The organism is Cecembia calidifontis, assembly GCF_004216715.1.
In the GTDB taxonomy this organism is placed as follows: Bacteria; Bacteroidota; Bacteroidia; order Cytophagales; family Cyclobacteriaceae; genus Cecembia_A; species Cecembia_A calidifontis.
In genome coordinates this window covers 2,602,159-2,617,747 of sequence record NZ_SGXG01000001.1, presented here as the reverse complement: position 1 = coordinate 2,617,747, position 15,589 = coordinate 2,602,159, and the positions used below count along the sequence as shown (strand labels likewise).

The following is a 15,589-nucleotide window of genomic DNA, read 5'->3' as shown; positions in this document are numbered from 1 at the left end:
GGTATCAATAGGTTCTTTCAAAGCTTTAATGATCTGTAATGTTGAATAGATTCATGGATTTCTTGGGCCGTAACAGGAATCTGATAATCACATTCCCCTATCCTCCTCAAAAGCGAAAAATAAAGGGTGTTGGCTTCGTTCTTTTTATCCTGGGCACAGAGTTGAATAATTTGAGGAATGTCATTTTCTGAAAATTCAACATGACCGAAAACACTTAAAAGGGATTTTTCTATTTCCTCCATTTCATCTTTTGAAAGACTGCATTTTTTAGCTGAAAGGAAAGCTTCACAAATCATTCCTATAGCTATAGCTTCCCCATGCAACAAATGCTTATCGGTTCCCAAAAAGAAAGATTCAAATGCATGCCCAATGGTGTGCCCAAAATTCAGAATTTTTCTTAGCCCCGATTCCTTGGGGTCCTTTTCTACAACATCCTTTTTGATACTGACAGATTTTTCGATGATTTCCTGCCAAGCTTGATCTTGCCAGTTTTCATTTTTCAAACTTCGAAAATAATCTGCATTACGGATCAGCCCATGTTTGAGTACTTCAGCAAATCCTGATCTAAATTCTCTTTGAGGTAGGGTTTTTAGAAATTCTACTGCAATTATTACTGCTTCTGGTTGGGTAAATACTCCTATATGGTTTTTGAAGCCCTGGAAATCTATTCCCAACTTCCCCCCCACGCTGGCATCTACCTGTGACAACAGCGTAGTTGGAATATTGATAAATTTTATACCTCTTTTGTAGGTAGCTGCGCAAAATCCACCCATATCACCCGTGACTCCACCTCCCAGGTTGATGATCAATGTCTTGCGGTCAAATCCCTCCCGGGTCATCCACTCCCATATATGTACACAGGTTTCCAGGTTTTTTTGGTTTTCCCCGGCAGGAAAGGAAAATGTTTTGGCAGATTCGGGCAAAATCTCCTCAATCAGTGGCAAACAAAATTTTTGGGTGTTGTCATCCATTATTATCCCCAAAGAGGAAAAATCTAAATGGCCCAAAAATTTCTTTAGGTCATTGGCTATTTGACCGGAAAATAAAACTGTCTCCAAAACTCTTTTTTTATTACAAAACTAAGGAATTGTGCATCTGAAAAAAGACCGCACTTTCCCAAATTGTCATGAAAGATAAATTAATTCAGGGTAGCTGAAAGAAGATAAACCGGGGATTGATAATTCCCCGGATTTTTTACTTCCCTCATGCAACATCAGGAACAGGTATCAATTCTTAACTTTTCTTGACAGGTTCTGCTTCCCTCAATTGTTTTTCCTGCCTTTTCACTGACTCTTCATGGATGCAGTAAAGCAGTTCTTTCATGAATTTTTCGCTGAGGTTTTTCTGAATCCCCTTTTGTGTTCTGGACTCCATTACAAACTTCCATCTGTCAGATTGAAATACCGCAAGGTTATGTTCTCTTTTGTAAGCTCCTACCTGATCAATCAGGGAGAACCTCTCCTGCAAAATATCCAATAACTGATCATCCAGGTGATCAATTGCATTTCGAAGATCATTTAACCTTTCACTTGGGCTTTCCTCTCCCAAGGTGTTTTTGAAGTCTATCTGGGAAAGGATCTGCTTCAGTCTGGCAGGAGTTACCTGTTGTTTGGCATCAGACCAAGCATTGTCCGGATCGTGGTGGGTTTCTATCATCAAACCATCCAAGCCAAAATTGATCGCCCTCTGGGCAGTTTCAAGGATCCCCTCCCTATTCCCTACAATATGGCTGGGGTCATTGATCACTTCCATTCCTTTCCATTCCCTTTTCAGGTGAATCGGCATAGACCAATTGGGTTTGTTCCTGAATCTTTTATCATAGGAATCAGAAAAACCCCTATGGATAGCTGCCAATTTGTTGATTCCCACTGCATGGAATCTTTCCAAGGCCCCTATCCAAAGTTGTAAATCAGGATTCATGGGGTTTTTCACCATTACAGGAATATCGACTCCACGAAGCGCTTCGGCCAGTTCCTGTACAGCAAATGGATTGACTGTGGTCCTTGCACCTACCCAAAGAACATCCACGTTATGCTTTAAGGCGCTTTCCACATGAGCGGCATTGCCCACCTCTGTAGTAATCGGAATATTCAGGTGATGTCTCACAATTTCCATCCATTTCAATCCATCTTCTCCAATCCCCTCAAAAGATCCCGGCCTTGTTCTAGGCTTCCATATTCCTGCACGGAACATATCAGGAACCATGTTTTCTTTTTTCATATCGAGACAGACTTTCTCAATTTGTTCCGGTGTCTCTGCACTGCATGGGCCCGCGATGATGGTGTGGCCTTTTAGCCCTAATCCCCAATCTTTGGTTTGTAAATGATCTTGCATGATTGTTAAGGTTTAAATGAAAAGAGCCCGATTCTTTCGAACCGGGCTCTCTTTTTTGGTTTATTTTTTTTTTAATTTTTCACCATACAATAAGCAGCTCCGATTCGACCTTTGGGACGAAAGTAAAAGTAAAAGAAGGTAAAATATGCGAGAGCTGCGATTAACATGTTTCAAATTTAAGGCCTTATTTTTTAATAACAAATCAACATTTGAATATTTTTTTATTTTTTTTTCAACACCCGGTCAAAAGATTGAAAATTCAGAAAATGTATTATTTTTTTGACAATAAAACAGAATAAAATTCCGCATCAATCATCCCTTAGGGCATCATCAAGCTTCCCTTCCATAATTTCCTCCTGCTTTTTGATGGACTCGGTGTGAATGATATTAAATAATTCTTTGACAAATTCAGGATTGATCTGAAGTGCCTTCGCCCATTCTGGCCTGGTTTCAAAAACCTTTTTCCATCTTTCCATCTGGAAAATGGCCACATTGTTCAATCTCTTATATTCTCCGGCTTTTTCGACGAGCTTCATCCTTCTGCTCAGCACTTCCAACAATTCCCTATCTACTTCATCTATGTGTCCACGGATGATTTCCAATTGAGACTCCAATAAAGGATTATCCACAGCAGGTATTCTAGTCTGAAGTTGACGAATCAAATCATTCAAAGCTGTTGGCTTAAGTTGTTGTGCACTGTCGGACCAAGCTTTATCCGGATCAATGTGTGATTCTATGATAAACCCATCAAAATTCAGATCAAGGGCCATTTGGGAAACCGGTAAAATCAGATCCCTTCTTCCTGAAATATGACTGGGGTCATTGATCAAGGGGATATCAGGGTATCGTGTTTTTAATTCCAAAGGAATTTGCCAAGTAGGGCTGTTCCTGTAAACTTTGTCATTGAAATTGGAAAATCCCCTATGAATCGCACCCAACCTTTTGATTCCAGCCTGATTGATTCTTTCCAATGCCCCAATCCACAGAGCGAGGTCGGGATTTACCGGATTTTTTACAAACACAGGTACGTCCAGGCCACGGAGGCTATTAGCAATTTCCTGAACGGTGAATGGATTGACCGTTGACCTGGCGCCAATCCAGAATATACCAATTCCGTGTTCAAGTGCTTGCTCCACATGATAAGGACTGGCCACCTCAATGGCAAACTGCACGTTGTATTTTAACTGAAGGTCCTGAATCCAAGGCAGGGCAATACTTCCCAGGCCTTCAAAGGAATTGGGACGGGTTCTGGGTTTCCATACCCCTCCCCTGATAATTTTGAATCCCAGTTTTGCCAATTCACCCACCGTACTATCCAATTGCTCAGGAGTCTCTACACTACATGGGCCAGCTATAAATAGGGGATAACTATCAAAAATCCCCCAATCCGTTATTTTTTTGATTTCCAATTTTGCAGCATTTATTGGTTACATTCTTAACAGCAAGGAAAAGGCTAAAGTTTTCATTTCCTAATAATCGAATAACCTAAAGTCCATTCGAAGAAATCTGCCTTCGCCTTGTGCGCCTTGATATTTAAGCGTGCAAAGATACCATTAGAAAAACGGTAACCCATACCTATACGCTGATAATACCATTGGAAACCGGCACAATTTAGAATAGGTACTTTCAGAATCCTTTTGAAAACCCAATTTCAAGTCTAATCCATAATACTTTGAGTTTTGCACCAATACCTTTCCATCCCCTGACAAAGTATTTAAGATAGGGCCTGACTCCAGGTTAAACATCAGGTATTTGATAAACATTGGATCTTCTAAACTTTTTAATCCCGATGATTGGGGAAAAATCTCCTCAATGGAAAAATAAAGCAGGGTAAATAAAAGAATTTTTCTCATTTTCCTTTGACCTGAATTCTTAATACTAATCACTAAAAAATTAACCAAAATATGATTTGATTGTAATTTTTGAGACCAAAAGAACAAACCCATCCCCTCCAAAGTAGTTTGAACAAAGACTTTGAAATCCTTTTTTTTAAACAAGGTTTTTAACCAAACAAAGCCTATCCTCTTGCAGTTTTTTTGATATATTTGCAGCCTGATTTGACCCCTATGTCTGTTAAACCCAAAATTTCTTTCGAGAATTTAGAAGTTGCCTTTGCATCCAAATCGGATGCAGAACTCAAAAAGATGTACTACATCTTTGCCACGATAAACAATAATCTGGCTGTTAGCCTCGGAATCAAGCTGGCTAATTTGGCATTTGCATTGAAGTTGCCCATCAATGGCATCATGAAAAGAACCATGTTCGGTCATTTCTGTGGTGGTGAAAGCATTGAAGACTGCGAAAAATCAATAAAAAAACTGGCTGAATATGGAGTAAAGACGATTTTGGATTACTCGGTGGAAGGAAAGGGTGATGAGAATAGTTTTGAGGCCACAAAAAACGAAATTCTCAGAACCATTGAAAGATCAGCTGAAGATCCAAATATTCCTTTTGCTGTATTTAAGGTCACCGGACTTGGTGACTACCAAATTATGACAAAAATACAGGAGGGGAAAAAACTCAGCAATGAAGAAGAAGAAGCTTTCCAAAGACTGGAAAAACGGGTAGATGAGCTGTGTGAAGCGGCATATAAAGTAGGCACCAAAATCCTGATAGATGCGGAAGATTCCTGGTATCAGGATATTTTGGACAAACTGGTCTACCGTGCCATGGAAAAGTATAACAAAACATCCTGCGTGGTGTACAATACTTATCAAATGTACAGGCATGATATGCTTCAAAGACTAAAAGACGCCCATAAAACAGCCTTAGAAAAAGGATATTTGCTGGGCGCTAAACTGGTAAGGGGAGCTTACATGGAAAAAGAAAGGGAAAGAGCGTTGAAAAATGGTTATCCAAGTCCTATCCAACCGGATAAAGCTTCAACGGACAGGGATTATAATGCAGCAGTAAAATATTGTGTTGACAATATTCAGACCATCAATCTGGTATCCGGATCACACAACGAACAAAGCAACCTTCTTCTGACAGAGCTTATAGGTGAATATGGCTTGGCAGAAAATGACGAAAGGGTCTACTTTGCCCAACTTTACGGCATGAGTGACAATATATCTTTCAATCTGGCAGATGCCGGATATAATGTGGTCAAATATGTGCCTTATGGGCCTGTTGAAAAAGTAATGCCCTACCTATCAAGGAGGGCTGAAGAAAACACTTCTGTAGCCGGACAAAGCAGCAGGGAATTTGAACTGATCAAAAAAGAATTGAACCGGAGAAGGGGAAATAAAAATTAATCCACTTCTCTAAAAAGGACCTTGATCCCATGAAGGATCAATTCCATATTACTAAAACAGAGACCCGGAAAACTGATTGATCCGGATATCGATTAAATAGATCTCAAACCAATTACAGGCAATGCAATTACTAAGCGAACAGGAATTAGAGAGAAGAAAAGACCGTGAAGAATTAATGAAATTGGGGATTAACCCTTATCCCGCGGAAACCTTCCCTATCAATGTAACAGCAGAAGATATTCATAGAAATTACGAAAACCGTAAAAACGATTACAAAAATATCTCTATAGCAGGAAGACTGATGAGCAGAAGGATCATGGGTTCTGCGTCATTTGCAGAAATCCAGGATTCCACGGGAAGACTTCAGATTTATGTAAGAAGAGATGACATCTGTCCGGGCGAGGACAAAACTTTTTACAATACAGTATTTAAGAAATTACTGGGTATAGGGGATTTCATTGGGGTAAAAGGATATATCTTCACCACCCAAACAGGGGAGATTTCTCTTCATGTAACAGACTTAAAAATACTTTCCAAATCTGTAAAACCACTTCCAGTGGTGAAAAGAGACGACCAAGGAAACGTCTATGACGGCTTTACAGATCCGGAATTGAGATACAGACAAAGATATGTAGACCTGACGGTTAATCCTGAGGTGAAAGAAGTGTTCCTGACCAGGTCCAAGATTATCACCAATATGCGTAAGTATTTTGATGACCACGGTTGGCTTGAAGTAGAAACCCCGATATTGCAGCCGGTACATGGTGGTGCTGCTGCGAGGCCTTTTCAAACCCATCACAACACGCTTGACATGCCGCTTTTCCTTAGGATAGCGAATGAATTGTATCTAAAAAGGCTCATCGTGGGAGGTTTTGATGGGGTCTATGAATTCGGAAAAATGTTCAGGAACGAAGGCATGGACAGGACCCACAATCCAGAATTTACTTCTTTGGAAATTTATGTGGCTTACAAAGATTATATCTGGATGATGGAGATGGTAGAAGAACTTATCGAAAAAGTCACCGAATCCATTCATGGCACCACTGTGGTAAAAGTTGGAGATAAAGAGATCGACTTTGCAGGCCCATATAGAAGACTGACCATGTTTGATGCCATCAAAGAATATGCTGGAGTGGATGTGAGTGATATGGATGAAAGTGCCCTGAGAAAAACCTGTTTAGATCTTGGTATTGAAATCGATGACAGCATGGGCAAAGGAAAATTGATCGATGAGATTTTCGGTGCAAAAGTGGAAGACCATCTCATCCAACCTACCTATATTACGGATTACCCTGTGGAAATGACTCCCCTTGCCAAAAAGCACAGAAGCAAGGAAGGACTGGTAGAAAGATTTGAACTATTTGTCAATGGCAAAGAAATCGCCAATGCCTATTCAGAACTGAACGACCCTATTGATCAAAGAGAACGATTTGAAGATCAGTTGAAGTTGGCTGCAAGAGGAGATGATGAGGCCATGGCAATGGATGAGGACTTCCTAAGAGCACTGGAGTATGGTATGCCTCCAACCGCTGGCCTTGGCATAGGTATAGACAGATTGACCATGCTGTTGACCAATAAATCAACAATTCAGGAAGTACTTTTCTTTCCTCAGATGCGTCCTGAAAAGAAGGTCAAAATTGCTTCCGATGAGGACTTTATGGCATTAGGGATTCCTGCAGGACTGATCCCTGCCATTAGGGACCTGAACATCCATACCATTGAACAATTAAAGGAGCAGGATGTCAACAAATTATTCAATGATGTCTGCGGTAGAAGAAAAAAATTAAAATTGGAAGCGCCAAATCCTACCAAAGAAGAGGTTGAGAGCTGGCTTGCTTTTTAAGGATAAAAAAAACCGGGTTCAAGAAGCCCGGTTTTTTTGTTTCATGATCAAGTAAATGATACCTATACCCGTCCAAAAAATGGTCCAAGGCATACTATATCCCACTATATAGGATGTATCTTTAACATTTATGGTGAAATTATAGGGCTTGATGATAAAGAATACCAATACCCCAATTGCCAGGTAAATCAGAAATTGATTTGTTTTCATGACTGGAAATTATAAAAATTCACCGAAAAAAAACCATTCTTTTCAATAGATCGCTGATTTTGAACAAGGACAAAGATTACTTCCAATAAGCCCCTCTGTTAATATTTTATTGAAAAACAGGATAAATAATTGTTAATTTTTAAATAAATTTTCCGATATTTTACAAAGTTTTTAAAACAAACACTTTTTTCAATCATGAATCTCAGACTCAATTCAGAATTTGGAACATTGAAGGCCGTACTGATGCATAGGCCTGGCAAGGAAATCGATAGGCTTACACCCTATAACAAGAATTATCTACTTTTTGAAGATGTTCCCTACTTAGAGGCCATGCAAAAAGAACATGATTTTTTTACCGATCTGATCAAGCAAACGACAGGAGCTCAGGTTTACAGATTGAATGAGCTATTGATGCAGACCTTGTCAAAAAGAGAACTCCTGGAAAGGCTGCTTGAAGATGCCTTAAAAAGCAACCGGCTTACCCATTTCAAAGAATATATATTGGAAAGATTTTCCACAGCAGAATGTGCTTTGGCCTTGACCGCAGGCATTAAGGTTCACGAACTAAAAAGAAAAATACCTAACCTGCCTAAAACGGAACTGATGGATTATGCCTTTGTGATTACTCCCTGTCCCAACCTTTACTTCCAGAGGGACCCGATGGCCATCACTCCTGGAGGAATAATTTTTTCAAGCATGAAAATGGAAGGCCGGCAAAGAGAGGCCAATCTTTTAAGAACTATCTTCGAAAATCATCCTGAATTCCATGAACATGTAAACCGTCTGTATCCCATCAACGGCCATGAAAATCCCCCCAGTATCGAAGGAGGCGATGTGATAGTACTCTCCAAAAAAGCTGTTGCAATTGGAAACTCAGAAAGGACAGAAGAAAAAGCCATTTACCATGCAGCCAAGGCCTTGTTGGCAGAGGGCACCGTTGAAAGGGTGTATGAAGTGCATCTTCCCAAAAAACGGCAATACATGCATTTAGACACCGTGTTTACAATCCTGGATGAGAACCTGGTATTGACCTATCCGGATGCTTTGAATGCGGTACTTCAAACTTCTCTCTACACACTCAAAGAAAAAGATGGGGACAAAGTACATATCAAAAGACAAGTCCTGAACGAATCTCTCCTTACTGTCTTGGAAAAGGAAATCCCTCATTTGGAAATACTCTCTACTGCAGATGGCAATCCCGACTATTCTATGAGAGAGCAGTGGTTTGATGGAGCAAATGTTTTTGCCATTGGGCCCAGAAGGGTAATTTCATACAACAGAAATATCCATACCAATAGGGCCTTGAGAAATATGGGGGTTGAAGTACTGGAAATTCCCTCCTCAGAACTATCAAGGGGTTTGGGCGGTCCAAGATGCATGACCCTGCCATTGAGCAGATCAAGGGTTTAGTCTAATCGTTTTCTATTTCGCGACACTATCCCGATAAGTGTGTAAACTTCAAATTATGGTTTTATTGTCAGGTATCAAGAAGCCTGACCCTATCACCAAATATAAGCAGGAAACTGTTAAGAATAGCTCCCCAGTCTCTGATAGGCATAGTCCATTTTTTCGATGCTTCTCTTGCAGCCAGGAAAACAGACTTCATTACGGCATCATCTGTCGGGAAAGAGAGCTTGTTTTTGGTGTATTTTCTGATCTTTCCATTGAGATTTTCAATCAGGTTGGTGGTATAGATGATTTTACGGATTTCAGCCGGGTAATCGAAGAAAACGGTGAGTTCATCCCAGTTGTCCCTCCAGCTTTTGATGGCATAAGCGTATTTGGATTCCCATTTTTTGGCAAAATCGTTCAGGGCAGCCCAAGCAGCATCTTTTGTAGGGGCGGTATAAATTTCCTTCATATCCCTTGTAAACGCCCTGCGGTCTTTCCATGCGACATATCTACATGCGTTTCTGATCTGGTGGACGACACATATCTGAGTGACTGATTGGGGGAATGAAGCTTTTATCGTATCAGTAAACCCGTTCAGGTTGTCAGTTGCCGTTATGAGAATATCTTCAACCCCTCTGGCTTTCAGGTCGGTGAGTACCCCCATCCAGAAAGCCGAAGATTCATTCTTGCCAAGCCAAAGGCCTAGGATCTCTTTAAGGCCGTTAGTTCTGAGGCCAACGGCAATATAAACGGTCTTGTTGACCACTTTGGAGTTCTCCCTGACTTTGAAGGATATACCATCCATCCAAACGATCAGGTATACAGGGTCAAGCGGCCTGTTTCTCCATGCAACAATATCCTCCGCTACGGCACCGGTAACCCTTGAGATGGTGGAGGAGGAAACATTGATGTCATAAAGCTCCCGGATCTGTTCTTCGATGTCCTGGTTTGACATTCCCTTGGCATACATGGAAATGATCACGTTTTCAACGCCCTCCGCCATGCTTCTGCGTTTGGGCACAAGGGCAGGCTCAAAGCTGCCGTCCCTGTCTCTTGGGACTCTGATTTCAGCTTCCCCAAATGTGTTTTTTATTGTTTTGGTGGAATAGCCGTTCCTTGAATTGGGATTATCGGAATTCTGATGCTTTTCATAGCCAAGATGGGCATCCAGCTCGCCTTCAAGCATTTTCTCAACGGCTCTTTTCTGAAGCTGTTGAAGGAAGGAATTAAGCTCCCCGGCAGTCCTGAACTGCTTGAGGAAGTCATCATTTAGGAGATCTTCTTTTTTCATTTTTGTAATCTGTGTGTTATAAAGGTAAGAAATTGTCCACACACAGACCGGGGGGCGCCTACCGCGGGTTCCTCAAATTCCCTGTGCGATTTCTTCTAAATCACACAGAGAATTTCGAGGTTTAACTTTAACTTCGTAAGTAGTGAAACCAACTTACACAGTTTGTGTCATAGTCCCTATTTCGCGGACCAACTCATCATACCAACTCTGTCCATACTTTCTGATAAGGGCATCTTTTAGGAATTTGTAAATGGGCACTCCCAGCTTACTCCCTAAAGTACAGGCAGGACTACAGATGTGCCAGCGATCGTAATTCAGTGCATCAAATTGATCATATTTGGTAATCCTGATTGGATACAAATGGCAACTTATCGGTTTTTTGAAGTCGATCTTCCCATCTAAATAGGCCTGTTCGATCCCACATTTCAAAATTCCCTTATCATCATATAGCGCGTAGGCACATTCCCTATTTTCCCCAATGGTAGGGGTACATTTATCCCCATCTTTATCAATCACCCAGGTACCCTGGCTTTCGATCACCTTTCTTCCCTCCTCCGTGATATATTCTTTAACTATAGGGTATATATTTTCTAAAATCCCAGTCTCTTCATTTTCCAGTGGAGCCCCTGAGTCTCCCTCCACACAACAGGCCCCTTTACACTTCTCCAAGTCACAGACAAAAAACTGTTCCTTGATATCATCACTGATGACTGCATTTCCTATGAGTATCATGCTCTAATTATTGAACTGTAAATTTACGGAGATTTGGCTATATCTATATACCCTAAAAAAAGAACCGTTCTGATTTCTCAGAACGGCTCAACCCAGCACTATGAAGAAAAGCTTTTAAAGCCTTCAATCTTTAAACTGAAGTGGATTTAATTTTGTTTAAAAATTTTTTAACATTTTTATCAGAAAGTGAACTGATACCCTACCGTAATCAATCTTGGAATACCCACTCTAATTCCCTGAGGCCTTCTTGAAGAAATATACCTCTCGTCGGTGAGGTTCTTGATGGATAAATTGAATCTGGAATTCCATTTTTGGATTCGGTAAAAAACCATGGCGTCAAATACCTTGTAGGCAGGAATTATTCCAATTCGTCCATCTGCAGATGGCTCAATGGTGTTCAGCTCATCACTAAATTGTTTTCCGATAAAATTCCCGACCAATCTCAGACCCAATCCAGATGATGTTTCGAAAGTTAAGGCCGAGTTAATAAACCAATCAGGAGCATAAGGAGTCCTGTTTCCTTTTATATTTACATCATTTTGGAACCTATCTTCTGAGAATGTAGCCCGCAAAAAAGTAGCGTTCACATCATAAACCAACCTGGTTTTATTAAATCCAAAAAGATGACTTAAATCCATCACCAAGGCGGTTTCAACACCTCTATTTAACGTGGCCCCACCATTTACTAACCCAAAGCCTATTCCTCCTGAAGACTCAGAAACGGGGATAATTTGATTGCTGAAATTCATCACAAAGCTTGTTGCCTCAAGAAATAACCACTTCACAGGCTCAGCCCTAAGTCCCAGTTCATAATTAACACTTTGCTCTGCTTCCAAATCCAAAACGTCTCCCAGAGAGGTAATAGCATCTTTTGTCCTTGGTGGAGCATATCCTTTATGGATGCCACCAAAAACATTTAAAGTTTGCATGGGCCTATAATTAAATCCTATACCAGGTATCAGCGTATTGATTTCATTTCCCGATACCAACACTGTATCTCTTACACCTACACCCGGAAAGCTTCTTCTTCTAATGTCTCTTTCATAATCAAAGTTTTCAAATCTCAATCCAGCATTCAAATCTAAATTGGAGCTCACATTGATTTTATTTTGTATATATGCCGCAAGCGCATATCCGGTTCTTACCTCATCTTCCACCAAATCCCCACTTTTTACTCCAGCTCTGGTACCATTTACCCGTTGTTCAAAAGCCCTCTCATAAAGATATCTTGCGCCGATTATAAGTTCATTTTTTAAATCCAGAACCTTATAATCCACCTCGAGCCTGGGCTCTATCCCTGCAACTTCGAATTGCCTGTCCCTGTTACCCGTACTGTTTCTCATGAAAATTGCCCCTCCCGGAATCTCTACATCTCCCCAAACTACGCCTGTCCAATTTGATGGGGGCGTATTAGCGTTATTCACATTAAAATCCTGCCTACTCCAATTTCTCGTAGTTGTATAACCATAAGCAATGGTATTCAATCGGACATTTTTGTTGAATCGATATTTATGGCTAAAGCTTAAAGAATACCTTCTGACATCCAATCTGTCATCGGGAGCCAGCCTAACAAAATCCTCAGAACTACCTCTATCAAACATTACCTGATTGATCCCTATATAGGTAGCATTCGAGCTTTCATTGTAAATTCCCAACTTCATACCCAGCTCAGATTTCTCATTGAGGTTGAACAGGAATTTGGTATTGAAATCTGTAATATCAAATTCAGTGGGACCTATATTATCTGCTCTTTTTCTTAACAAACTGGCCTGAATTCCAGTATTTCCAAAAGTATTCCCATAATTCATCAAAGCCGAGAATAAACCTCCCTGTCCCCCTTGAACATAAATGGAGCCTTCCTCTTCTTGAGGCGGATTGGCAGTGATGTAATTGATAACTCCTCCAATTGTCTGCGGGCCAAACAAAATCTGACCAGAACCTTTCAATATTTCAACTCCAGACATCCTATCCATGACAGGGGTGTAGTACATTTCAGGCTCTCCATATGGAGCCAAAGCAACTGGTATACCGTCTTCCAAAACCAACACACTTCTACTTCTGTCAGGATCAAGACCCCTTATTCCAATATTTACACGCATGCCAAGACCTTCCTCATCTACCACATGAACTCCCGGTGATCTTCTCAATACTTCGTTGCCACTTAAAGGATTGACAGCCTGGATTTCTTTGGCATCCAAATACGTAACAGAGCCTGGCACCCTACTGAAAACCCTATCTTTTGATGCGATGATTGTTACTTGGGGCATTTCTACTCCTCTTTCTTCAAAAACGAGGTCCAATTCATGAACAGTACCTTTTTTTACTTGTATTGTTCTTGTGAATGATTTATACCCGACTGCGGAAACTTTAATGGTATACTCTCCATCTTCAAGGTCATAAATCTCAAAAGTCCCATCCAAATTTGTAAAGGCCCCTTTTACCGTTCCTAAAACAAGAATATTGGCAAAAGGAATAATTTCACCTTCTGGTGATTTAACCTGCCCGGACATGGTCAAGGATTTCCCATCTTTATTTTCACCTATAACCGCATAACCCTGACCAATAAGTATTATTGATAGTACCCAAATCATCAAGCTATTTCTGAAAACTTTCATTATATGAATAATTTATATTTAGATTAAGTTTAATTTATGTAGCAATAATATTTCTTATTTAAACTTAATCCAAATAAACAAATTTCATTTTTGATGAATTTTTTTTATGGGTATCGGGACAGGATAGATTTCGTCAATAATCCCCTCTCTTAATAAGTATTGCTACTTTCTTTTAAGATTTTGCACTTTTTGGCAAAATTTTCGTTAGCCATATAGGGATTATTTACCTTTATTTGCAAAGTGCAAGCTGACTTGTCGCTGTCCTGACCCCGACAACAATCGGGAAGGGAGAGAGGAAAGTCCGGGCAACAAAGAGCGCCATACTTCCTAACGGGAAGGGGCCTTGCTGGTGACGGCAAGGTTACAGACAGTGCCACAGAAAATATACCGTCCGCCGCGGCGGATAAGGGTGAAAAGGTGGGGTAAGAGCCCACCGCCCCTTCAGTAATGAAGGGGGCAGGGTAAACCTTATGGGTTGAAAGATCAAATAGGTTCCGCCTTGGGTTTGACTCAAAAAGGGCTGCTCGTCCTTATGCGGAATGGGTAGATCGATGGAGCCCTGATGTGAATCAGGGCCTAGATAAATGACAAGTTAGTCTCCCATTTGGAGATGAACAGAACCCGGCTTATAGGCTTGCACTTTTTTAAACCAACCAACATCTTTATGCCTAAAATCCTTATTATCGATGACGAAAAAGTCATCAGATCTACCTTAAAAGAAATTCTGGAGTACGAAAATTATCAGGTATCAGAAGCCCAGGATGGGGAACAAGGATTGAAAAAGATCCAGGAAGAAGAATTTGACCTGGTTCTTTGTGATGTCAAAATGCCTAAAATGGATGGGCTTGAAGTTCTGGAAAAGGTTGCTGAGCTTGATAAACAACCTCAGTTTATCATGATTTCCGCACACGGCAGTATAGAAACTGCAGTGGAAGCCACAAAAAAGGGTGCCTTTGACTTCATACCCAAACCTCCGGATCTCAACCGCTTACTCCTGACTGTCCGCAATGCTTTGGACAAAAAGAACTTGGTGTCTGAAACTAAAGTACTTCGGAAAAAACTCTCCCAAAAATTAGACATGGTAGGAGAATCTCCAGCCATCAAACAGGTCAAAGAAACCATAGAGAAAGTTGCCCCAACGGATGCCAGGGTATTGATCACAGGTCCAAATGGAACAGGCAAAGAGTTAGTTGCACATTGGCTTCACCAAAAAAGCAACAGGTCGGAAGCTCCTTTTATCGCTGTAAACTGCGCCGCAATACCCGCCGAATTGATTGAAAGTGAGCTTTTTGGCCATGAAAAAGGATCATTTACCTCTGCTGTGAAACAGAGAATCGGGAAGTTTGAACAAGCTGACGGAGGGACTTTATTCTTGGATGAAATCGGAGACATGAGCCTTTCAGCTCAATCAAAGGTATTGAGGGCACTTCAAGAACATAAAATCACCAGAGTAGGTGGTGACAAGGACATAAAAGTCGATGTCAGGGTTCTTGCGGCCACAAACAAAGACCTAAAAAAAGAAATTGAGGAAGGGAAGTTCAGAGAAGACCTTTATCACAGACTCAGTGTGATTCTCATACAGGTTCCTGCTCTAAAAGACAGAAAAGAAGACATACCCTTACTGGTCGATAAATTCTTGGAAGATATCGCTAAAGAATACGGCACAGCAAAGAAAGAAATCAGCAAAGAGGCTATTGCAAAATTGCAGGAATTTCCTTGGACAGGAAATATCCGTGAGCTACGCAATGTGGTGGAAAGATTGGTAATCCTGGGTGATAAAACAATCAGTCTCGATGATGTCAAAAAATATGCTGACTACTAAGTCAGCATATTTTTTATCCTTTGATTTCTTTGTTATCTACTGCTTTGGCGTAAGCAGGACATGGTTTGCTAGAAGCACAAGCACCAAGGGCCAAAA

General features: G+C 40.7%; 11 protein-coding genes and 1 other RNA gene. 5 read left to right on the top strand and 7 right to left on the bottom strand.

The annotated features are described in order from the left end of the window. Positions 1-17 precede the first annotated feature (17 nt). The 3 genes from aroB to BC751_RS11295 form a co-directional block, all read right to left on the bottom strand. The gene (aroB, locus tag BC751_RS11305) at positions 18-1,058 is read right to left on the bottom strand and encodes a 3-dehydroquinate synthase (protein WP_130275625.1); all 1,041 of its coding nucleotides are present in this window, start codon (positions 1,056-1,058) and stop codon (positions 18-20) included. 175 nt (positions 1,059-1,233) lie between these two features. Next, positions 1,234-2,334 carry a chorismate mutase gene (locus BC751_RS11300; protein ID WP_130275624.1) on the bottom strand — a complete coding sequence of 367 codons (1,101 nt, stop codon included), beginning with the start codon at positions 2,332-2,334 and terminating at the stop codon, positions 1,234-1,236. Between the two features lie 308 nt (positions 2,335-2,642). Continuing rightward, positions 2,643-3,743, bottom strand: a complete 1,101-nt coding sequence (locus BC751_RS11295; RefSeq protein ID WP_242617446.1) for a bifunctional 3-deoxy-7-phosphoheptulonate synthase/chorismate mutase type II — start codon at positions 3,741-3,743, stop codon at positions 2,643-2,645. A 657-nt stretch (positions 3,744-4,400) separates the two neighbouring features. Between BC751_RS11295 and BC751_RS11290 the strand changes: the two genes are divergently transcribed. Both BC751_RS11290 and lysS read left to right on the top strand, forming a co-directional pair. Next, positions 4,401-5,588 carry a proline dehydrogenase family protein gene (locus tag BC751_RS11290; RefSeq protein ID WP_130275623.1) on the top strand — a complete coding sequence of 396 codons (1,188 nt, stop codon included), beginning with the start codon at positions 4,401-4,403 and terminating at the stop codon, positions 5,586-5,588. A gap of 121 nt (positions 5,589-5,709) precedes the next feature. Continuing rightward, positions 5,710-7,431: a lysine--tRNA ligase gene (gene lysS, locus BC751_RS11285; protein ID WP_130275622.1), complete on the top strand. Its 1,722-nt coding sequence runs from the start codon at positions 5,710-5,712 to the stop codon at positions 7,429-7,431. Between the two features lie 18 nt (positions 7,432-7,449). Here the strand turns inward: lysS and BC751_RS11280 are convergent, their stop codons facing one another. Next, positions 7,450-7,641: a hypothetical protein gene (locus BC751_RS11280; protein ID WP_130275621.1), complete on the bottom strand. Its 192-nt coding sequence runs from the start codon at positions 7,639-7,641 to the stop codon at positions 7,450-7,452. A 195-nt stretch (positions 7,642-7,836) separates the two neighbouring features. Between BC751_RS11280 and BC751_RS11275 the strand changes: the two genes are divergently transcribed. Beyond that, a complete protein-coding gene (locus BC751_RS11275) occupies positions 7,837-9,051 on the top strand; it encodes an arginine deiminase (RefSeq protein WP_130275620.1) in 1,215 nt (404 codons plus the stop codon). 67 nt (positions 9,052-9,118) lie between these two features. Here the strand turns inward: BC751_RS11275 and BC751_RS11270 are convergent, their stop codons facing one another. From BC751_RS11270 to BC751_RS11260, 3 genes are all read right to left on the bottom strand, one after another. Beyond that, positions 9,119-10,324, bottom strand: a complete 1,206-nt coding sequence (locus BC751_RS11270) for an IS256 family transposase (RefSeq protein ID WP_130274032.1) — start codon at positions 10,322-10,324, stop codon at positions 9,119-9,121. 153 nt (positions 10,325-10,477) lie between these two features. Then, positions 10,478-11,056 carry a DUF3109 family protein gene (locus BC751_RS11265; protein ID WP_130275619.1) on the bottom strand — a complete coding sequence of 193 codons (579 nt, stop codon included), beginning with the start codon at positions 11,054-11,056 and terminating at the stop codon, positions 10,478-10,480. 179 nt (positions 11,057-11,235) lie between these two features. Continuing rightward, on the bottom strand, positions 11,236-13,671 hold the full coding sequence (locus tag BC751_RS11260; protein ID WP_130275618.1) for a TonB-dependent receptor: 2,436 nt from the start codon (positions 13,669-13,671) through the stop codon (positions 11,236-11,238). A gap of 239 nt (positions 13,672-13,910) precedes the next feature. Here BC751_RS11260 and rnpB point away from each other — a divergent pair. Next, an RNA gene (gene rnpB / locus BC751_RS11255) (RNase P RNA component class A) lies at positions 13,911-14,316 on the top strand. 19 nt (positions 14,317-14,335) lie between these two features. Then, on the top strand, positions 14,336-15,493 hold the full coding sequence (locus BC751_RS11250; RefSeq protein WP_130275617.1) for a sigma-54-dependent transcriptional regulator: 1,158 nt from the start codon (positions 14,336-14,338) through the stop codon (positions 15,491-15,493). Positions 15,494-15,589: the final 96 nt, after the last annotated feature.